The 20,528-nt window shown below is 59.4% G+C and carries 14 protein-coding genes; 5 read left to right on the top strand and 9 right to left on the bottom strand.

What is annotated here, in order from left to right:
* Positions 1–125: 125 nt before the first annotated feature.
* On the bottom strand, positions 126–1,766 hold the full coding sequence (locus JOE34_RS13220) for a DNA cytosine methyltransferase (RefSeq protein ID WP_122335523.1): 1,641 nt from the start codon (positions 1,764–1,766) through the stop codon (positions 126–128).
* Positions 1,767–1,794: 28 nt separating this feature from the next.
* On the opposite strand from JOE34_RS13220, the gene vsr reads away from it, so the two are divergent.
* Together vsr and JOE34_RS13210 are read left to right on the top strand one after the other, a co-directional pair.
* A complete protein-coding gene (gene vsr / locus JOE34_RS13215) occupies positions 1,795–2,214 on the top strand; it encodes a DNA mismatch endonuclease Vsr (protein ID WP_058416730.1) in 420 nt (139 codons plus the stop codon).
* Positions 2,215–2,553: 339 nt separating this feature from the next.
* On the top strand, positions 2,554–3,108 hold the full coding sequence (locus tag JOE34_RS13210) for a Bro-N domain-containing protein (protein WP_209995899.1): 555 nt from the start codon (positions 2,554–2,556) through the stop codon (positions 3,106–3,108).
* Between the two features lie 52 nt (positions 3,109–3,160).
* Here the strand turns inward: JOE34_RS13210 and JOE34_RS13205 are convergent, their stop codons facing one another.
* The 4 genes from JOE34_RS13205 to JOE34_RS13190 all read right to left on the bottom strand — a co-directional run bounded on the left by JOE34_RS13205 (position 3,161) and on the right by JOE34_RS13190 (position 12,154).
* Entirely contained in the window at positions 3,161–3,451 is a 291-nt protein-coding gene (locus JOE34_RS13205) for a hypothetical protein (protein ID WP_122243290.1), read from the bottom strand.
* Between the two features lie 460 nt (positions 3,452–3,911).
* Complete coding sequence (locus tag JOE34_RS13200; RefSeq protein WP_209995897.1) at positions 3,912–7,028, bottom strand: autotransporter serine protease; 3,117 nt, start codon at positions 7,026–7,028, stop codon at positions 3,912–3,914.
* Between the two features lie 91 nt (positions 7,029–7,119).
* A complete protein-coding gene (locus JOE34_RS13195; RefSeq protein ID WP_209995895.1) occupies positions 7,120–10,125 on the bottom strand; it encodes an autotransporter serine protease in 3,006 nt (1,001 codons plus the stop codon).
* A gap of 463 nt (positions 10,126–10,588) precedes the next feature.
* Positions 10,589–12,154, bottom strand: coding sequence for a PAS domain-containing methyl-accepting chemotaxis protein (locus JOE34_RS13190; protein ID WP_198710942.1), 1,566 nt, complete (start codon positions 12,152–12,154; stop codon positions 10,589–10,591).
* A gap of 245 nt (positions 12,155–12,399) precedes the next feature.
* Between JOE34_RS13190 and JOE34_RS13185 the strand changes: the two genes are divergently transcribed.
* Positions 12,400–12,750, top strand: a complete 351-nt coding sequence (locus JOE34_RS13185) for a topoisomerase DNA-binding C4 zinc finger domain-containing protein (protein ID WP_003393205.1) — start codon at positions 12,400–12,402, stop codon at positions 12,748–12,750.
* A 32-nt stretch (positions 12,751–12,782) separates the two neighbouring features.
* Here JOE34_RS13185 and JOE34_RS13180 read toward each other — a convergent pair whose 3' ends face one another.
* The 3 genes from JOE34_RS13180 to recQ all read right to left on the bottom strand — a co-directional run bounded on the left by JOE34_RS13180 (position 12,783) and on the right by recQ (position 17,761).
* Positions 12,783–15,008, bottom strand: coding sequence for a FimV/HubP family polar landmark protein (locus tag JOE34_RS13180; protein ID WP_046265606.1), 2,226 nt, complete (start codon positions 15,006–15,008; stop codon positions 12,783–12,785).
* 95 nt (positions 15,009–15,103) lie between these two features.
* Positions 15,104–15,538, bottom strand: a complete 435-nt coding sequence (locus JOE34_RS13175; protein WP_003363288.1) for a MarR family transcriptional regulator — start codon at positions 15,536–15,538, stop codon at positions 15,104–15,106.
* Positions 15,539–15,631: 93 nt separating this feature from the next.
* Positions 15,632–17,761: a DNA helicase RecQ gene (gene recQ, locus JOE34_RS13170; protein WP_032659871.1), complete on the bottom strand. Its 2,130-nt coding sequence runs from the start codon at positions 17,759–17,761 to the stop codon at positions 15,632–15,634.
* Positions 17,762–17,940: 179 nt separating this feature from the next.
* Here recQ and JOE34_RS13165 point away from each other — a divergent pair, with 179 nt between their 5' ends.
* Positions 17,941–18,528, top strand: coding sequence for a YecA family protein (locus JOE34_RS13165; RefSeq protein WP_003314545.1), 588 nt, complete (start codon positions 17,941–17,943; stop codon positions 18,526–18,528).
* A gap of 10 nt (positions 18,529–18,538) precedes the next feature.
* Positions 18,539–18,952 carry a YbaN family protein gene (locus tag JOE34_RS13160; RefSeq protein ID WP_024693547.1) on the top strand — a complete coding sequence of 138 codons (414 nt, stop codon included), beginning with the start codon at positions 18,539–18,541 and terminating at the stop codon, positions 18,950–18,952.
* Between the two features lie 38 nt (positions 18,953–18,990).
* Here JOE34_RS13160 and pap read toward each other — a convergent pair whose 3' ends face one another.
* Positions 18,991–20,487: a polyphosphate:AMP phosphotransferase gene (gene pap / locus JOE34_RS13155; protein WP_004416703.1), complete on the bottom strand. Its 1,497-nt coding sequence runs from the start codon at positions 20,485–20,487 to the stop codon at positions 18,991–18,993.
* Positions 20,488–20,528: the final 41 nt, after the last annotated feature.

The following is a 20,528-nucleotide window of genomic DNA, read 5'->3' as shown; positions in this document are numbered from 1 at the left end:
CACTGTTAGTAGACACTCTTCTATTCAACATTCCATGTCCTCATATGCATGATCCGGGTGCTTCGCCCTCAAAAAAAGGAGTTTTGCACCTAATGTCAAGAGCCACCCTTTCGCCAGTATTCATCTCATAAAATAAGAGGGAGCGCAAGCTCATATTCGTCCTTAAATTCTATATCCGCGGCAGTGCTTTTCTGAGCGATAATGCGCTCAATCACGGTGGCGATTTTTCTTGCTAGGAGAGGGGGGACGGCGTTACCGACTTGATGGTACTGCTGAGTACGGTTGCCCAGGAAAAAGTAATTGTCTGGGAAGGTTTGAAGACGGGCAGCCTCTCTAACTGTCAAGCTCCTACATTGATTAGGATCATAATGAATAAAATAGTGGCCGTCTTTGGAAATATGACTCGTGATGGTGGATGACGTTTGGTTTTTCACTTGAACCCTAAAGCGGTCGCTAAACTTTCCAGTCTCCCAATTTTTGTGCAAAGGTGCTAAACCCGGCAAATCGAATTGATGATGACCTTTTGGCGATATGTTGTGCGCCTGAGCATATGTTGCGGCATATACATAACGCTTTAAATCTGCGCTCATATGACCGCGCGCTTCATGATTTAACCAAACCCCCAACTGAGAATCCAGAAACCACTCATTTAAACCGCTATCTTTTATACTACCATCCCAAAACTTGTCTTTCTTTACCCGCAAACCACCGTTATTAAGTCGCCCACCTGAGAATGACTCTCTTACAATTTTCAACTCTATTTCAAGTGAAAGATCACGCTTCCCCGATGCAGCTAAATCTTTATACAGGCCATCTAGGTGCGTTAGAATGTCACCACACCATACATCGGCGTTATCTTTTCCTCGGGATAAGATACTACGAAGTGGTGGTAAGGTACCAATCATCTCGCTTACGGTAGCACCCTTAGTTGGTACTAGCTTAAGGTTGTCCAATCCACTTACATAGTCTTCAGAAATCCCGACTAATATTACTCGATGTCGACTCTGGGGAATCCCGTAGTTTTCTGAGCGAACGACAAAACTGCTCAGGTTAATATCATCAGTATTCATCCCAGATTCATATACATCATCGGAAGCCAATGAAAAAATCTTATACTTAGAGCCGCTATCGGTTTTAACTCCTAGAGCAGCGTCAGGATCTGACAAATCTTTCAGTATCTGGGGAAATATTTGTTCTCCTGCTATTTTCGACGAGAGAATACCTTTTACGTTCTCCATCACAAATACGGCAGGCTTTTTACTTTGAATTATTCTCAAATACTCTCTATACAAAAAGTGGCGACTATCGTCCTCAGCTTTATATTCAGAGTTTCCTTTATTCCGTGCACGTCCTACAAGAGAATAAGCTTGGCATGGAGGCCCACCAATTAAAACCCATGGTTTGCTAGTATCTAACCTGTCCTCGAGTATTGCATCAAGTTCTGCATTTCCCTCAATGCTGCCCAACTTTATTTGACGCGCTTCGCTGTCAGCATACTTCCACTGCTCGAAACTATCTCCTGTCCATGGTTGGACAGCGCTGTTTGTTTCACAAAATCTATAATAGTCTTTTAAAGCATCCGGGTTTTGTTTTTTCAAAGCACGGTAAAAAGCCCTAAGTCTCAGCGTATTTCTTGCGAACGGATCCATCTCTGCGGAGACTAATACCTCAAAGCTTTTTCCATTATTTAGGGAAGAAAAGCCTTCGCCAAGGCCGCCAGGACCAGCAAAAAGGTCCACAACCTGCAAAGGTTCAACTGTTTTCATTTGTCAAGTCTGCCAAGGGGTGAACGTAATGGACATCGTAGACAGTGCGACGCGATCGAGAATGATGTCTGGTATCAGGGGGAAGAACACTCGTCCCGAGCTGTTGGTGAGAAAATTTCTTCATGCTCATGGCTTTCGATTCCGGCTCCATCGGAAGGACCTACCTGGAAATCCCGACATTGTACTGCCGAAACTAAAGACCTGTATATTTGTACATGGATGTTTTTGGCATCGGCACCCGGGATGCCGGTACGCAACGATGCCTAAGACAAGACCCGAATTCTGGGCAGAAAAATTTTCCAAGAACGTTGCTAGAGATGCTAAGTCAATCTTAGCTCTCAGACAGCTCGGCTGGAGGACAATAATAATATGGGAGTGTCAGCTCAAGGCGCCAGAGCTAACCACAAGCGCCTATCTTCAGGATTTAAAGAAGGCCTTGGACGAATGATTTCGCAGACCTCAGCATCACTCACGCTAGGCATTTGATACGACGATTTTTCAGAAAAATCCTACGCGTTAGCACCTTGTCCATCTATCTGATGCCTAATACCCTTACACCGCGCCTAAGAAACGCCCAAGAAACTCAAATGTAGCGGCCTGACCGCTTCCGATAAAATGCGGCTTTTTGTACCTGCAGCCTTCGGCTGCGCGTTCTAAAATCTCTGATATGTCGGGAGTGGACCAATACAAGACCCGCAAGGGGAATACGTCCGGCCTTTTCTACATTGGGGTTTCTTAGCTCCCGACGCCTAGCTCTCAAAAAGCTAAAAATGTAGAGATTACCTAGATGCCGCACATCACAAACCTAAATCAGACGACGCCCCTCACCCCAACCCCCTTCCACCGCCACAACCGCCAACTCCTCGCCCTCCTACTCGAAAACCAACCCTGGTTCAGCGCCCGCGATCTGGGTCGCATGATCGGCTGGCCTTTGAACGAGCGGACGCTGCGCAAGCTGGACGCTGACCAGCACCGGATGATCACGCTCGACCTGCACGGCGAAGCACAGTCAGAGCTGATCGTCAGTGAGTCGGGGGCGTACGCGATGATGGTGCATCACTATCACGCGGAGAATCGTGGGTTACGACAGTGGCTTACCCATGAGGTGGTGCCTGCGTTGCGGGATGGGCAGGTGCCGTTCGATGACTGCACGCCGAACCTGAGCATGCTGCAGTGGCCGGGGTTGTCGGTGAGTATGTTGCACTGGCACAGCGAGCCGTGGATACGGTTGCGGGATATGCCGATGCTGTTGGCGCACCCGCAGATGCAGGTTGAGGGGCGTCCGCGCAGTTTAGGCAGGCCTTGGTGGCGGGCGGTGTTGCCTGCTTCTCGGTTGGGTTGAATGCGGCGTGATGGCCGTGCCGTGTGGGTGACGGCCATTGTGTCTCGTCGGATCAGTCTTTCAGGCGGCGTCGGTAGTCGTTGATCATTTCTTTGGTGACGTCATCCTTGTAGCAGATGGGTGCGTAGCCGCCTTTGCGGCTGTACGCACTGCGCTTGCCACATTGACTACCATTGCGGGCAGCGTTGTAGGGGCATGGGCAGTTGCCGGGGTAGCTGTCGATGGATTCCTGGATGATGGCTTTGACGATTGAGGCGTCTGTTACCTGGGTTCCTCTGGCCTGCACGGTGAAGGCGCAGAGCAATGCGAGTATGGCGAAGAGGCCTGTCCCTGTCTTTTTCATGGCTATTCCTTAGCGAGTGCAGACAAGTGTCTGTTGCAAGGTTTTACCATGATGGTAATGAGCCATCAAATTTTGTTTATTGAGGTGGTTGTTGAGGATTCGGGTTTTTCGGTGAGCCTATTTGGCAATGAGGCATGGCTAGGCCAATCTGAGATTTGGTTGCCAAGGACGTAACGTATACACAGGTTTTGCTGCCGGTACCCGGCAGATCGCGAACAAGTTCGCTCCTACGCCCTACGGGCAGAAGCGGGTCAGCGAAACGTCGACCGGTGCGCCCCACGGCCTCCGGCCAGAAGCCGGAGTTGTGAGTGATCAGGCATTTGCCTGATGGCTTGGATATGACGCAGAGCGTCACGAAATGCGTGCCAACGCGGAGCATTGGCCCGATATTCATATGGAGCAATGGGCACGACAGGTGGCGAGAGCCTGCGGGGCCACTACACCCCGCAGGCATCCCCCATCAGAACTGCCAATCCAGCGACAGCCCCACACCGTGAGTCTTATCCCGCGCACCCAGCAAACCGTTGTAGTCCAGGTTGATGCGTGCGTCCCTGCCCAAGGCCAGGCTGGCGCGGGCGCCGACTACGGCGGCGTCGCGGTCCATGGAGACGCTTTGCACGTTGAAGCTGTTGCCGGCACTGGCGAAGGCCAGGTGTTGTTCAGACGAGGTGTCGTTCAGGTTGTGCTGCCAGCCAAGGGTGGCGGAGACGTCGAGTTTTTGTGTGTCGTTGAGGTTGAAGCGGTTACCGGCGCGCATACCCAGGGTCGAGAGCACGGTGTCGCGGGTGTCGTCACTGCCTTTGAGGGCTGTGGCGCCGCCTTTTTCGGTGAAGCTGTCGCTGTCGAAGTGGACGTAAGCCAGGTTGGCGAATGGCTCCAGTGCCAGCGGTTGCAGGTTCAGGCGGTAGGCGGCTTCGGTGAACACCTGGCTCGACTGGGCGTCGCGCTTGACCTTCTGACGGTCGGAAAACGCGCCGAATTGCAGGTCACGTTTCACGTCGATGCGGTGCCAGCTATGCGACGCGCCTGCGGTGAGGTGTAATGCGCCCTGTTCGTGGCCGATGTAGGCGCCCAGGTGGTAGCTGTCTGCCGAGGCCCGCGAGTGGGTGTCATCGCCCAGGCTCAGCGAGGTGTCGCTGTAACCTGCCATCGCGCCCAAACGGGTGTGCTCGCTGATCAGGCCGTCGACGCCTGCCAACAGGCCACCCAGCGATGAGGTCGAGCTGGCGCTGTCACTGCTGCCGCTGTTTTTGCCCCAGGCACCCAGCGCCTTGACCCACACCGAGTTGTCTTCAGTGCCCGGTGCTGGCTGGTCATACAAGCCTTCTACACGCAGACGATCACCCACGGCGTCGCGCAGTTGGCGGCTGTCGTTGATCAGCTGTGTAGCGATGGCCGGATGCACCTCGCCCGACAGCTGGGTGAATGCGCGGCGTGCGCTGGAAGTGTCCTGGCTGAGGATGATGCCCTCGTAGACCGAGTTGCCTGTACTCAGTTGCTCGATGGCCTGGGCCACGCTGCGCTGGTTGTCGGTTTGTGCGGCGCTGGCGAAGCTGTCGCCGTTACGTGCAAGGGCCAATGTCACGCCTGTACCGCTATAGGCCAGGTTACCGTCCAGGAATGCATAGTTATCGGTCACAGAACCGAACTGCCCCTGAACGCCGCCAGCCGCCTGCAGCACGTTGAACTGCTGACCAAGAACGCTGCTGGTCTGGTTGCTGCTGAGCAGTGCAGGATTGTCGTTTTCCAGAGACAGGGCCATGTTGGCGCCGCTCACGGTCGCGGTGCCGCCGACCACGATACGGTCGCTGGCGGTGGGCGAGAATTCAACCGCGTAGGTCGAGCCCGGTGCCAGGTTGAGATCGCCCGCCACTTGCAGGGTGCCAATGGAGTTGCCCGGCGCGACGGTGCCGCCCCGGTTGGCGTTCAGCGAGGTGACGCTGCCATTGCCACCCAGTATGCCGCCGTTATTGACGGTGACCGCAGAGGCCAGCGAGCCGTTGATGGCCAGACGACCTTGATTGACCAGCGTCGGGCCGCTGTAGCTGTTGGCGCCAGTCAACACCAGGGTGCCGATGCCTTGTTTGGTCAGGCCGCCGTGGCCGGAGATGTTGTTGCTCCATACGTCCAGCCCGCATTGCGGCCCGCTGCAGGTGCGTTGGGTCGGTTTGCCGGCATCGACAATCGCACCGACGCCAGGCAGGTCAGCCACGAACTGGCTGTCGCCGTAGGCGCCGTCGATACGAAACTCGGCAGGAATGTCCGCTTCGGTAACGAACATGCTCGGGCCGTTGACCGCTTTGCCGAGGTTGATCATGCCCCAGCCATACAGCGCATCGACGCCCGGCGCGCCGAGGTCGGTGGCGGTAGTTTTCAGGACGTCGGCGACCTGCGCGCCGGTCATGTACGGAAAGCGCTCCATCAGCACAGCCATGCTGCCTGCGACGTGAGGTGCGGCCATCGAGGTGCCGTTCTTGTTGGCCCAGCCGACGGTCAGGTCTGCCAGGCTGGTGCCGTTGAGCACCGAGCTGTAGATGCGCGTGCCCGGTGCCGAGACGCAGAAGCTGGCGGTGTAGCCGCAGCGCGACGAGAAGGTGCTCAACGTGTAGGGCGTGGTAGCGGCCGCTGCGGCATCCGGATTTTGTTGCAGGGCGGCGACGGTCAGCCAGTTGGGGGCGATCTCCGGTACGAAGTAGCCGAGCCCGGCCATCGCGTCGGGGTTGTTGAGGTTGTAGTCGTTACCTGCTGCGAAGATAGTCACCACGCCGCTGCGTGCGGCGTCGATCGCGCCCTGATACGCGCCACCCGGACGCGTGCCGAGGATCTGGCGAATCTGGTCGAACTGCACTTGCGCGTCCTGCACGGTGAAGTGCGGGAATGCCGGATCGCGCCCGCCTTTGTCGAAACGGTCCGTGATGCCAATGCCCCAACTGTTGTTGATGACCCGCGCGCCGCTGTTGACCAGCGCGTTCCAGCCTGCCTGATACACCGCGCCGTCGTTGCCCAGTACGATGCCGTCTTCCGGGCCCGGGTCGCCGTTGTCGGCGCTGATGATTTGCGCGTTGTAGGCCACGCCGTGCATCGGCCCGCCGTCGCGATTGCCACCGGCAATGCCGCCGACGTGGGTGCCGTGGTTACCGAGTTTGCCGCCGGAGTCCAGGCTCGGTGCGCCGTCGTAGCGGAAAGCGTCGCCCGCCTTCACCGGGATGTACGGGTCGGTGTACTCGCGGATGCCGCTGGTGACCAGATTGACCACCTTGTTGGGGCTGTCGAATTCCGGATGCGGGGCGTAGACCGGCTGGTCGAAGATGCCCAGTTTGATGTCCTTGCCCGAGTAGCCTGCGGCGTAGGCCTGATCGGCGTTGATCGCGCCCAGGCCCCAGTCGGCATTGAATTCGGCACTGCGCCAGCTGGCGGCATTGCCCGCCTGCCCTGCTTCCACATACGGTGCGGCATGAGCCACGCCCAGTGTCGCCAGGTAGCAGGCGAGCGCGCCACAGGATGCGCGATTGACCGCCCGAATGGCTTGTCTCAGGGGTTTGACAGAGGTGTGTCGGGTGCTGAGTGCATCTTTCATGAAAATTACCGTCCTTAGTTAACGCGCACGAATCTCCGCGCGCATGCATCTGCATGCGCGTCGTTCTTTTGGGTTTAGGGTTGTCTTCTGCTTAGAACTGCCAGTTAAGACTCAGGCCGACACCGTGACTTTTCTCACGACTGGCCAGCTGGCCGCTGTAATCGAGGCTGATCCTTGCCTCCTTGCTCAACGCCAGACTGGCGTGAGCACCGACCAGCGCGGCGTCACGCACCAGCGGCGAGCTTTCTATACCGAAGCTGTTGCCGCTGGAAGCGAATGCCAGGTGCTGTTCGGAGTCGGTGTTGCTCAGGTTGTGCTGCCAGCCGAGGCTGCCGGACAGGTCGACCTTCTGACGGTCGCTGATCGCGATGCTCTTCAGGGCACGCAGGCCCAGAGTGCTGAGTACCGCATCACGGTTGTCGCTACCGGCAGACAGCGCTGCAGCGTCGCCCTTCTCGGTGAAACCATCGGTGTTCAGGTGGACGTAGGCCAGGTTGGCGAACGGCTCAAGCGTCGCGGGTTGCAGGTGAATGCGATACGCCGCCTCGGTGAACACTTGGGTGCTCTGCGCATCGTGTTTGGTTTTCTCCTTGCCCGCTGCGCCGCCGACCTGCACGTCGCGTTGCGCGTCGATGCGATGCCAGCTGTGTGCGGCGCCCAGGGTCAGGCGCAGTGCGCCGATTTCATGGCCGAGGTACGCGCCCAGATGGTAGCTGTCCACCGACGCCCTGGAGTGCGTGCCGGAGCCCATGTTCAGCGAGCTGTCGCTATAGCCTGCGACGACGCCCAGACGGGTGTCATCGGCAAGGTTGCCATCGACACCGGCGAGCAGCCCGCCAATCGAGGAGGTGTAACCCGCGGTGTCGTCGCGCGAGTCGGTCTTGCCCCATGCGCCCAGGGCTTTGAGCCAGACGTTGTCTTGTGCGGCAGTGTTGCCATCGGTGCCGAACACGCTGGCGCCCAAGCGCTCACCCACCGCATCGCGGACCTGACGGCTGTCGTTGATCAACACGCTGCCGATGGCCGGGTAAATTTCCCCGGACAATTGCTGGAAGCTGTCGCGTGCCGAGGCAGCGCTCTGGGTAAGCAGCAGGTTTTCGTACACCGCGTTACCGGCACCGAGCTGTTCGGCGGCAGTCGCCACAGCCGCCTGGTTGGGGGTTTGCGCGACGCTATTGAAAGCGGCAGTTTGCTCGACGTTCAGTGCGACCGCATTGGCTGCGTAGTCGAGTCGGCCACCGAGAAAGGCGTAGTTGGAGGACACGCTGCCAAACTGGCCATTGATGCCATTGGCCGCTTGCAGCACGTTGTACTGGCGACCTACCACGCTTTGGATCGGAGCAGAACTCAAGGCCACAGGCGTTGCATTCTCCAGCGCCAGCGTCATGTTCGCGCCTGACACCGTGGCGCTGCCTGTAGCGACGATGCGGTCACTGGCGGTTGGGGAAAGCTCCACGGCGTAGGTCGAACCCGGCTCGAGGGTCACATTGCCATTGACCTGCAATGTACCGATGGAATTGCCCGGCGCGACGATACCGCCGTTGCGCGCTGTCAGCCCGCCGATCTGGCCATTGCCGCCCAGCGTGCCGCCAGCATTAACCTGCACGGCTGACACCAGCGACCCATTGACCGACAGCAAACCGCCATTGACCAGTGTGTCACCGCGATAGGTATTGGCGCCCTCCAGAATCAGTCGACCCGCGCCGGATTTAATCAAGCTGCCTTGGTACTGACGCTTTGCCGCTGCGGCGGCGCGAGCAGTGCCGGTGGCATAATCGGCCTGATCCTGCTGGCTGGCGGTACTGGCAACGCCGTTCTGCCAGCCTTTACTGATCAGCGTCTGCTGCCAGGTGGCCTGCTCGGCGCTGTCCTCGGCCTGACGCTGGATCAGCGCCTGATCGGAGATATTATTGCTCCACACATCCGTCAAACCTGCGCCCAGGTTAGCGTCGAAGGTGCCGAGCAATTGGCCCGGACCGCGCATTGCCCGCTTCAGGTTGGCCACACCCCAGCCGACGCTATTGGTCGGTGCCTGAGTAATCGAACCGTCGAGCTGGGTGGCGGTGGTCAGCAGCACTTGCAGCGCCTGCTCGTTGGTCATGTACGGGAAACGCTCCATCACCAGTGCCAGTGCGCCAGTGGCATGCGGCGCGGACATGGAGGTGCCGGATTTGATGCCGTAACCGCCACCCGGCACGGTGCTGTTGACCAGCCGACCGGGCATGGTGATGCACCAGTACTTGGACAGGCCGCACTGGTTGTAGCGTTGACCGTTGCTGCTGTCGAGGCCAGACACGGCCAGCCAGTGGCCTTCAAGATCCGGCTGGAAAAAAGGCAGCGAAGCCCGCACGCTGGCGTTGGCGTAACCGGTGTTGCCTGCACTGAAGACGTTGATCACGCCCTTGCGCGAGACATTCGCCGCTTCGTCCAGCCAGGTGCCGCGGTTGTAGTGCTGAGCGTAGGCAGCGCGCACGCCCGCTTCGGTGGCGTAGGTCACGTCGGCCGGCTGGCTGCCCCAGCTGTTGTTGATGGCGCGCACGCCGGCATCCGCCAAGGCGCCATACACCGCTTTGAAGTACTGCGGGTCGGGGTTAGGGCCGAACAGGAAGCTGTCGTTCTGATTGGTGTTGCCGACGTAGATCTGCGCGTTGTACGCCACACCATGCATCTCCACACCATCGCGCGCCGCGCCCATAGTGCCGGTAACGTGTGTGCCATGGGTGTCGTTGTTCGGGTTGATGGCACCGGTGATGCTGAACGGCGAGCCGTTGACGTAGGTACCGGTAGCGGTGACGGCGTGGTAGCGGGACGGCGTGGCTTCCGGATGGGACGGGTCGAAGCCCGAGTCCAGCGCACCGATTTTGACGCCAGCCCCGGTGATGCCAGCGGCGTAGGCCTGATCAGCCTGGATACGGCCCAGACCCCAGTCGCTCTGGAATTCTGCCGAGCGCCAACTGGCAGCGTCACCCGGCTTGCCCTGCTCGACATAGTCAGCATAAGCCGAGCAGCCAAACGTAAAAGACAGCGCGCACAGCGCGCCGGTTGCTACAGGCTTGAACGAATAACGGACAACACTCACGCACTTCGACTTTTGCATCCCTGCACACCTGATACTGGTTGGCTCTTGATTGAGCGATTCCAGAACATAGTCCGCAGTGTAAAACTTGGCAACAGTTTTATTTCAATTCTGATACAAAGGTTAAGACATAAGGAAAACGCATCGCAGGACATATACATAGCTGATAGGCGCTTGAATCTATTGAGTTTATTTTGGATTTTATTATGCGGCTCAAGTGCGGAGTAGTGGCCATTTAATTGCACGCGACTTGTTTTTCTCGCGCTCTACCTAGTGTTTCCAGTAACAGTTGCCAACGGCGTTACTTGTCTGAAAGCACCAAAACTTGTCAGGCAATAATAAATATTCATTCTGAGATTCCCGGAAAAAGATGACGCAGAGCGTCATGAACGGCATGCCCACGCGGAGCGATGGGCACGATAAGTGGTGCGCGCGTGGTAATGCCGTTCAGGACGCTCCGCGCCCTATCCAGGGAGTGGCCTGCCTAGCGGCTGAACCGTTCCGCCAGACTGTGCAGGTACTGCGCCATTTCTTCCAGCTCGCTGCTGATCTGCGAGCCTTGCTGCGCCTGGCTGGCGCTCTCGTCGCAGAGTTGCGCGATGCGGGTGATTTGCTGGCTGATGGTTTCCGCGACGTGGCTCTGTTCTTCAGACGCCGACGCCATCTGCTGGCTCATGCCGGTGATGCGGGTCACCGACTGGCTGATGCCATCCAGCGCCTTCTGCACGGCTTCAACGCTGGCGACACTCTCCTGAGAGATCTGCTCGCCCTTGTTGGCGGTCTGTACCGCACGGTCGGCGCCATCACGCAGCGAGGTGATGATTTGCTGGATCTGCTCGGTCGACGACTGCGTGCGAGACGCCAGCGAACGCACCTCGTCGGCCACCACCGCAAAACCACGCCCCTGTTCACCGGCACGCGCCGCTTCGATAGCCGCGTTGAGCGCCAGCAGATTGGTTTGCTGGGCGATGGACGTGATCACATCGACCACACTGCCGATCGATTGGGTCGCGTCAGCCAGTTCCCCCACGGCGTTGCCAATGTCGGTAACCGAGGTCGCCATGTGCCGAATCGCCAGCAGGCTTTCATCTGCCAGCCCACGCCCCTGTTGCGCGAGCTTGTCGGCCTCCTCGGCAGCATGGGCAGTGTTCTGCACGTTGTGGGTGACTTCCTGAATGGTCGCCGCCATCTGGTTGATGGCCGTGGCTGACTGATCGGCCTCACTGCGCTGCTGATCCAGCGACTCGGCCTGGCGAAGGGACAATTGCGCTGACCGGCCGGCATGCTGGCGCACGCTCTCGCCGGTATCCGCCAGACGCGTCAAGGCCGTCTGCAAGCGCGCTTCTTCGCTGAGCATGGCCAGGTCGAGCTGGGCCTGCGGGCCGCGATTATCGCTGTAGGTCAGCGCAATCAATGCACTGGTGAAGGCCTTGGGGTGTTCTTCAAGGGTTTCGCGGATGCTGCGGCGCTGACGCACTTCAAGAAAAACGCCCAACACAACCATCACAATCGGGATCATGATGATCGACGGCAAATCGTCGAGCAGGTAAACACCCACAGCCAGCGCAAGCGCGCAGAGGATCATCGGTAACTGGCGAATCAGGTGATAGGCCGCCGAGCTGCTGGAGGACACTGCCGACTTGCCAGCCCGCAACCGCGCATACAGCGCTTCAGCGCGACGCACCTGATCGCGGGTCGGCAGCGAGCGCACCGACTCGTACCCGACGATCCGGCCGTTTTCGTAAACCGCCGTCACATAAGCGCTGACCCAATAGTAATCACCCTGCTTGGAGCGGTTCTTGACCACCCCCATCCACGGCTTGCCCTGTTTGATAGTTTCCCACATATGCGCGAACACCGAGGCTGGCATGTCCGGGTGGCGCACCAGATTGTGCGTCTGCCCGACCAGCTCTTCGCGAGTAAAACCGCTCAGGGTGACGAAGGCGTCGTTGCAGTAAGTAATGTGGCTGTTAAGGTCGGTGGTGGAGATCAGGCGTTCAGAGGCCGGAAAAGTCCGCTCAGTCTGCGTGATAGGCATGTTGACGCGCATTAGGAATCACTCCGTGATAATGCTGATACTCCGGGCAGATGCTGAAGGTGTAGCACAGCCTTTCAAAGTGACAACCGATAGTCATGATGCACTGTTATCGCCCCCAAGACTCAGGGCTTTAACAACGGTTGGGGATTACGTCACTCAAGAAACGGCAGGAATGAGAGCGGCGTAAGGTGTTTGCGCCGCAAGGAGGATGCCTGCACCATCCGGCACCTGATCGCATCCCGACCCAAGGCAACCCCATGGCACACAACACGACCTCTGCGCTGCAAGCACTTATCAAGAAACTGCGCGGGTTATTGAGCCGGGTTGCGGGAGGCACACCGAACCGGCAACAGCACCCGGAGCCCGCTACGCCTGCAGCGCAATTGCCTGAACCGCAAGCGCCAGTCAGAACCCGCCGCGCCAACCCTGGCAAAAAGCCCCACAAACCTGCGCCGCCAACACCCACGGCAAAGCCGGCGGCGCCTGCGTGCCCGCACTGTCGGAAAACCATGGTGATCAAGGTGGCCCGCACCGGCAAGAACGCCGGGGAGTTCTGGGGTTGTGTGGCCTACCCGAAATGCCGGGGGATCCGACCGATCTTTCGCTGAACGCAGGACCGGTCGCCCCTTACACGCTGCGCTTAGCTGATGTTGGCCAACAGCTCGCGGGCCATGCGCCGATGCTCCTCATCGGACTCGTCAATGATCTGCTGGAGGATTTCACGGGCCGATTCGAGATCGCCGTCCTCAATCAGCACTTGCGCCTGATTGATCTGGCTGAGCGGCGGTTCTTCCAGATCCAGCAGGTCGAAATCGGCGTCATCGTTCATGAAACTGTCGAGGAAATCGTCACTCAGGCCGTCGGCGGCAGATGGCGCAAGTACTTCGACTGGCTCGACCACCTCGGGCTCGGAGAAGTCACTGAGGAACTGTTCATCCGAGAGCTCGAAGACCTCCGGCAGTTGAGTCAGGTCCGAAGAAAAACCGGGATCGACTTCAGCGGGCGCTGGCGCAGCGGCAGGCTTGGCACGCGGCGGCGGGCTGTCGAATGGATCGACCAGATCCCAGTCGGCGTCCATCGACAGGTCGTCCAGGTTCAACTGAAACTCGTCGGCGTGCTGCGGGTTCAGCGCCGCAGCGGCGCTTTCATCCAGCTGCGCGGCGGGTTCTGGCTCAGCCTCGGGCTGCAGGTAGAGCTCAGGCTCTGGCTCGGATTTATCGAAAGACAATGTGCTGGCTGCTACCGCGACAGCCGGCACAACAGCCGCTACGGGAGCGATCTCGGCAGCCTTTAGCTGCGGGAAGCGATCGCGGATGTCCTGAATGGTCTGCGGATCGACGCCATGCTCCAGCGCAGCCTGTTCTTCGCGAACGAAACCACTGCCGTCGCCCTGCTCCGCCAGCAACTCCAGCAGGCGAATGCGTATGTCATCACGCTCGGGCTGGGTTTCCAGGGCGCTGCGCAGAATACCCATCGCCTCGGTGAAGCGTCCGTAGGCGATGTAAATGCTCACGCCATCCAGCGCATCCGGAGCAGCGCCAGGCGAGCGTTGTGCTGGCGATGGCTTGGCCGGTGCCTGCGTCGATGGGCTCTGCACCACGGGCTGCGGCGCAACAGCAGGCACTTCGAACACCGGAAGCATGGATGCCTGAGCGGGCTTGATCAGTTGGTCATCCGGGGTGGCGGCGGGCGCCGCTGATTCCTTGCGCTGCTGACGTCGTTTTGAATAAGCAAACGCCACCAGCAAAAGCACGATCAATACGGCAGCGATCAGTATCGGCAGGCTGAGGAATGAATCGCTGCCCGACGCAGCAACAGGTTGAGCAGGGGCGGCAGGCGCAACTGCAGGTGTCGCAGGTGCTGGCGTGACTGTTGCCGGTGCAGCTGGCGTGGCAGTTGGCGTGGCCGCGGATTGCGCAGCGGCCAGATCACTGCGCAAGGCGATGATCTGTTTGTCCTTGCCACTCATCTCTTCCTGCAATTCCTGCGTCTGCGCCTTGAGCGCCTCCAGTGACTGAGTCAATTGCTGGTTTTCGATGGCAGCGGCCGACAACTGCTCGGCGGTACGCTGCAATTCGACAGGCTTTGGCGACGGCGCGGCAGCGCTTGCGGCAGGCGCTGCCGCGGTCGGCAGCACTGCGGCGTCCGGCAGCAACAGGTCCTGGCCAACTTTAAGCGCAGACCCGGCGCCTGCGGCGAAGATTTGCGGGTTGAGCGAACGGATACCGTCCATCAACTGGCTAGCAGACACCTTGTTGCCCGGCCCTTGCAAGCGGCTGGCGATACCATTCAGCGTGTCGCCACTGGCCACCGTATAGCGTTTGCCCTGCACGGCCGCCGGTGGCGCGACCGGCATGCGGCTTTCCGAAGCGGAGGTGGCCGAGCGCTGCTGGTTGCGGCTGCGCGTGGCAGCCAGGCCTTGCGCCGAGGTGGCAGGATCAAGGAGCAGCGTGTATTCGTGCAGCAAATCGCCATTCGGCCGCGCCAACTGGACGAGAAAACTCAGGTAGGGTTCGGTGACCGGTTTGCTGGACACCACCCGAATCACGCCGCGATCACCGCGCAGTATCGGCGTGAAGCGCAGGTCATTGAGAAAGAACACGCGTTCCATGCCCGCCTTGGCGAACGCTTCGGGCGATGCGAGCCGGGCGACCACGTCTTCATTGCTCAGACCGCCGGTTTCCAGCAGCTGGATCTCGGCATTCAATGGCTGGTTGAGCGCCGAGTGCAAGGTGATTTCACCCAGGCCCAACGCAGACGCCAACGTGGAGCAGGTCAGTAACGAGACCGCTAACACGCCCCTGCCAAACGCCCCGCGCGCCCTGCGACCTGCACCTTCGACAGCAGCCAGTGAACTCTTCAGCATGCGAACCCTTATGGAAACCACGGCAGGCTTCTCACGTAATCAAATGGACGTCGGTATCCGTTTAACGATTATGGTTGAGAATGCGCAGCTTCGTCTCAGGATCTTTCCAGATTGGCCAGAATCTGCGAATGCACACGCATGCTGACGCGCAGATCCTCTTCGCTCACGCCCTCGAACAACTCGATACGCAATACATTGGCGATGTTTTCAATTTTTTCGATCAGGGGCAATGCCGTGTCACTGAGCAGGATCTTTTTTGCACGTCGATCCTCAAGCACCGCCTGACGTTGCACCAGGCCCTGTTTTTCAAGACTGTCAAGCAAGCGCGCCAGGGTGGGGCCTTCTACGCCCACACTCTGCGCCAGCTCGCGCTGGGTGGGCGGCTCGGTGAAGCGCGCGAGGTGCAGCAGGACCAGCCAGCGAGCCTGAGACAGGCCAAGATCGGCCAGCCTGCGATCCAGCTCCGCACGCCAGCCTCGCGTGAGGTGTCCGAGTTGCATCCCGAAACGATGTTCATCAGTCATTGGCATAAGGACACTCGTGATTAAAACTAATTATTAGCGAGCTAAGCATGGTCCTTATGTTCAAGCAAGCACGGGACGGTGACGCTCCGTCGCACGCCGTTATACCTCAAACTCCGATTGCAGCGCTGCACGTACGCAATACAAAACACCCTCCGGCACCCGCCCGGCAAACTGCTCGGCAATCGCCGACACCGGCGGCAGTTCCCCTTCTCCATCGAGAAAGGCATCCTGCACTTCACCCAGCAGGTCCTCCGGCAAGTCCAGCGCCTGCTCAATGGATAACTGCTGCTTGCCGATGGCTTCGGCCAGCAGGGTGTAGACATTTTTTTCCGAGCACTGCAACTGACCGGCGATCTGCGTCGGGGTCATGCCTGCGCGCGCCAGGCTGATCAGTTCGTGACGCACATCGGCGACCGCCCGTGGTGCCTCGGCCTTGCCGCTGAGCACTTCGAGAAAGGCTTCGCCATAACGCTCCAGCTTGCGCGCACCCACACCGCTGACCTTGGCCATCTCGGCCATCGATCCGGGTTTGCTGCGCAGCATTTCCAGCAGGGTCGAGTCCGGGAAAATAACGTAAGGCGGGACACCGTGCTCTTCGGCCAGCTTGCGCCGCAGGGCACGCAGGGCTTCCCACTGCTCGCGCTCTTCGCCACGCACCAGTTGACTGGCCGGGCTGCCGGAACTGCTTCTCGATGTGGTTTGTGGCTTGAGGTCCTGGCGCAGTTCCAGAGAAACTTCGCCACGCAGCAAAGGGCGGCATGTTTCGCTGAGACGCAGGCCGCCATAGCCTTCAAGATCGATGTCCGCCAGACCACGTGCAACCAGTTGGCGGAACAGCGAGCGCCACTCGGACTCGGTTCGCGCTTTGCCGACGCCGAACACCGACAGGTGCTGATGACCGAAGCTCTCTACCTTGTCATTAGACTTGCCGAGCAACACGTCGACCAGATGACCGACGCCATAACGCTGGCCGGTACGGTAGATGGCCGACAGCGCCTGACGCGCGGGTTCGGTGGCATCCCAGGTCTGCACGCCATCGACGCAGTTGTCGCAATGGCCGCACGGGTTGGGCATGTCTTCGTCGAAATAGGCCAGCAGGGTCTGCCGACGGCAACGGGTTTCTTCGCATAAGGCCAGCATCGCATCGAGCTTGTGCTGCTCCAGCCGCTTGTGACGCTCGTCGCCTTCGGAGTTCTGCAGCATCTGCTTGAGCATCAGCACGTCTTGCAGACCGTAGGCCATCCAGGCATCGGCGGGCAGACCGTCACGCCCTGCCCGACCGGTCTCCTGGTAATAAGCCTCAAGCGATTTGGGCAGGTCCATGTGCGCGACAAAACGCACGTTGGGCTTGTCGATGCCCATGCCGAACGCGATGGTTGCCACCATGATCAGCCCTTCCTCGTTGAGAAAGCGCTTCTGGTTGGCCGCCCGGGTTTCGGACGGCAGACCAGCGTGATAAGGCAGCGCGGGGTAGCCGTTGTCACTGAGAAAGACGGCGACCTCATCGACCTTCTTGCGCGAGAGGCAATAGACGATACCGGCGTCGCTGCGGCGTTCGGAAAGAAAGGCCAGCAGCTGTTTGCGCGGCTGTTCCTTGGGCACGATGCGATAAAAGATGTTGGGCCGGTCGAAACTGGACAGAAAGCGCTCGGCGTTCTGCAGGTGCAGACGCGTGACGATTTCTTCGCGGGTGCGCTTGTCGGCGGTGGCGGTCAGCGCGATGCGCGGTACATCCGGAAACAGCTCGGCCAGTTGACCCAGTTGCAGGTATTCCGGGCGGAAGTCATGACCCCATTGCGACACGCAGTGCGCTTCGTCGATGGCAAACAGGGCGATCTTGAGGTTTTGCAGGAATGACAGCATGCGTGGCTGAACCAGGCGCTCCGGGGCGAGGTAAAGCATTTTGACTTCGCCCAGACGAATGCGATTGGCCAGTTCGCGCTGCTGCTCGGCGCTGAGCGTCGAGTTGAGTGCAGCGGCCGACACGCCCAGTTCATCCAGCGTGGCAACCTGGTCGTCCATCAGCGCGATGAGTGGCGACACAACCACGCACAGCCCGTCGCGCAACAGCCCTGGTACCTGAAAACACAGGGACTTGCCGCCACCGGTGGGCATCAGCACCAGCGCATCGCCACCGCTGGCTACGCGCTCAATAATGGCACCCTGGCGACCACGAAAGCTGTCGTAACCGAAGATGTCTTTAAGTACGCGTTGTGCCTGCTCAAGCATAAAAAACCCCGGAATATCCTGCTGCACTGCAAAACGGGGGAGTATACCCGAGCGCTCGGGAGCAATGGATGACTGGGACATGAGCGGTCGAAATTAACTGCAATTGGCCTGCGCGCTGGCGCCACGGACGCTCAGGGCCTAGAATCCAGCATCGTTTATATTTTCAAGGTAGCGCTTCCATGTCCTTCGCTGAGCAATTAACCCGCCTGCAAGTCTTCCTCGATGCAGATGAACTGCACGAAGAAGCACTGGACTACGTGGCCGCGCATGGCTACCTGACCGCCTTGTCAATCTGCGCTGAAGAGGTGCCGGAGCGCGAGTGGATCGACGCGCTGTTCTCCGAGCCGCCGCAGTACTCCAGCGAAGCGCAACAGACAGAAGTCGAAGCGACGCTGATTGCCCTCAAGGCACACATTGCCCGCCAGCTGGCTTCGGACGAAGAGTTCGAGCTGCCGTGCGATCTTGACCTGGGCGACGACCCTGATGATTCCGACCTGCGCGGCTGGTGCATCGGCTTCATGGAAGGCGTGTTCCTGCGTGAAAACGCCTGGTTTGAAAGTGCCGAGGAAGAAGTCAGCGAAATGCTCCTGCCGATCATGGTCGGTTCGGGCCTGTTCGACGAACAGCCGGAGTTCGCCGACATCGCCCAGGACGCCAACCTGATGGACGACATGATCGTGCAGATCCCCGAAGCGCTGACCGCCCTGTACCTGCTCTGCCAGGCACCGGACGAAAAGCCGGCGATCCTCAAGCCCCGCCATCACTGAGTCGGCGCCTATGGCGCAAGGCTCACCGCGCACCAGCCGTCACCGGTCGGTGCGCTATCTGCTTGTAGCGATTGGCTGGCTGAGCGTGATATTGGGCGTGGTCGGTATTTTCCTGCCGGTGCTGCCCACCACGCCTTTTCTGCTGCTGGCCGCGGCCTGCTTCGCGCGCAGCTCTCCGCGCTTCTACGACTGGCTGGTCAACCACCCGCAACTCGGTCCGTGGATTCGTGATTACCTCGAAGGCAATGGCATCCCGCTCAAGGGCAAGGTATACGCCATCGGCCTGATGTGGCTGAGCATCAGCCTGTCCTGCTACCTGGTGCCCTCACCCTGGGCACGGGTCTTCATGCTGACCAGCGCAGTGCTGGTGACGATCTATATTCTCAGGCAGAAGACGCGAACGCCGGGCTGTTGCAAGCGATAGCGCCGAGCGAAGCCGACGCCACCGCAACACTCAGATCATCAGTTCTTCTTGTCCCTGGCGAACGCCGCTTCCAGCGCTTCGTTGAGGGTGCGCAATACCTTGACCCTGGCCCAGCGCTTGTCGTTGGCCTCGATCAATGTCCACGGTGCGATTTCGGTACTGGTGCGATCCACCATGTCGCCGACTGCCTGGCGGTAGTCAGGCCATTTCTTGCGGTTGCGCCAGTCGTCCTCGGTGATCTTGTAGCGCTTGAACGGGATCTTTTCGCGCTCCTTGAAACGCTCCAGTTGGGTCTGCTGATCGATGGCCAGCCAGAACTTGACCACCACAACGCCTGCGTCGGTGAGCTGCTCTTCGAAGTCATTGATTTCCGAATACGCGCGCTTCCAGTCCGACTCGCTGCAAAAACCCTCGACCCGCTCGACCAGCACGCGGCCGTACCACGAGCGATCGAAGATGGTGAATTTGCCGCGCGCCGGTATCTGCCGCCAGAAACGCCACAGATACGGTTGCGCGCGCTCGTCCTGGGTGGGCGCGGCGATCGGCACGATGGCGTATTGACGCGGGTCCAGTGCCGCCGCCACACGTCGAATCGCACCGCCCTTGCCTGCCGCATCGTTGCCTTCGAACACTGCCAGCAGCGCGTGGCTTTTCATGCGCTTGTCGCGCATGTTGCCGGACAGCCGCGCCTGCTCGGTAATCAACTGTTGCTGATAATCGTCCTTGCTCAGGTTCAGGCTCAGGTCGAGACTGTCGAGCAGGGTCAGCTCGTTACTGTGAATCGCCAGCGGCCCGACAGTCAGCGCCGCGGTCTCGGGCTCGGCCTTGTTCAGCGCGGCTTGCATACCTTCCAGCAACAGGCGGCCGACGGTCAGGCTGCGGTAGTTGGCGTCCACACCCTCGATCACATGCCAGGGGGCGTATTCACGACTGGTGCGACGCAGGACCCGTTCGCCGAAGCGCACGAACTTGTCGTAGGTCTTGGACTGCTGCCAGTCCAGCGGGCTGATGCGCCAGCTGTGCAACGGATCATCCTTGAGGGTTTTAAGACGCAACTTCATCTGTTTTTTGGACAGATGAAACCAGAATTTGAAGATCAGCGCGCCTTCATCGCAGAGCATCTTTTCCAGTCGTTCGGCACCGCTGATGGCCTGATCGAGCACGGCGTCCTTGAAGCGCCCGTGAACCCTGTCCTGGAGCATCTGGCTGTACCAGTTGCCGAAGAAAATCCCCATGCGGCCCTTGGCCGGCAATTGCCGCCAGTAGCGCCAGACGGGCGGATGAGCGAGTTCTTCGTCGGTCTGCTGATCGAAGGTACGCACCTCGATCAGGCGCGGGTCCATCCACTCACTGAGCAGTTTGACGGTCTCGCCCTTACCCGCGCCTTCTATGCCGTTGATCAGCACGATGATCTGGCGACCAGCCTGCTCGTGCAGGTCTATCTGCGCTTCGAGCAACGCTTCGCGCAGTTGCGGCAACGCTGCCTCGTAAGTCTCATCGTCAATGACATGACCGATTTCAGCGGATTCAAACATGCACAGCTCCTGATTGATGTGGGCTCAGAGAACGCCTGATG

This window comes from Pseudomonas sp. PvP028 (assembly GCF_017832255.1).
GTDB classification, from domain to species: Bacteria; Pseudomonadota; Gammaproteobacteria; order Pseudomonadales; family Pseudomonadaceae; genus Aquipseudomonas; species Aquipseudomonas syringae.
The sequence above is the reverse complement of the archived record's forward strand: the minus strand, read 5'-3'. Positions and strand labels throughout refer to the sequence as shown.

Coding starts and splice junctions, on each gene's coding strand:
- JOE34_RS13160 (WP_024693547.1), top strand. CDS start 18,539: ATGGCGCAAGGCTCACCGCGCACCAGCCGTCACCGGTCGGTGCGCTAT.
- vsr (WP_058416730.1), top strand. CDS start 1,795: ATGGACATCGTAGACAGTGCGACGCGATCGAGAATGATGTCTGGTATC.
- JOE34_RS13175 (WP_003363288.1), bottom strand. CDS start 15,538: ATGCCAATGACTGATGAACATCGTTTCGGGATGCAACTCGGACACCTC.
- JOE34_RS13205 (WP_122243290.1), bottom strand. CDS start 3,451: ATGAAAAAGACAGGGACAGGCCTCTTCGCCATACTCGCATTGCTCTGC.
- recQ (WP_032659871.1), bottom strand. CDS start 17,761: ATGCTTGAGCAGGCACAACGCGTACTTAAAGACATCTTCGGTTACGAC.
- JOE34_RS13200 (WP_209995897.1), bottom strand. CDS start 7,028: ATGAAAGATGCACTCAGCACCCGACACACCTCTGTCAAACCCCTGAGA.
- JOE34_RS13190 (WP_198710942.1), bottom strand. CDS start 12,154: ATGCGCGTCAACATGCCTATCACGCAGACTGAGCGGACTTTTCCGGCC.
- pap (WP_004416703.1), bottom strand. CDS start 20,487: ATGTTTGAATCCGCTGAAATCGGTCATGTCATTGACGATGAGACTTAC.
- JOE34_RS13165 (WP_003314545.1), top strand. CDS start 17,941: ATGTCCTTCGCTGAGCAATTAACCCGCCTGCAAGTCTTCCTCGATGCA.
- JOE34_RS13185 (WP_003393205.1), top strand. CDS start 12,400: ATGGCACACAACACGACCTCTGCGCTGCAAGCACTTATCAAGAAACTG.
- JOE34_RS13195 (WP_209995895.1), bottom strand. CDS start 10,125: ATGCAAAAGTCGAAGTGCGTGAGTGTTGTCCGTTATTCGTTCAAGCCT.
- JOE34_RS13180 (WP_046265606.1), bottom strand. CDS start 15,008: ATGCTGAAGAGTTCACTGGCTGCTGTCGAAGGTGCAGGTCGCAGGGCG.
- JOE34_RS13220 (WP_122335523.1), bottom strand. CDS start 1,766: ATGAAAACAGTTGAACCTTTGCAGGTTGTGGACCTTTTTGCTGGTCCT.
- JOE34_RS13210 (WP_209995899.1), top strand. CDS start 2,554: ATGCCGCACATCACAAACCTAAATCAGACGACGCCCCTCACCCCAACC.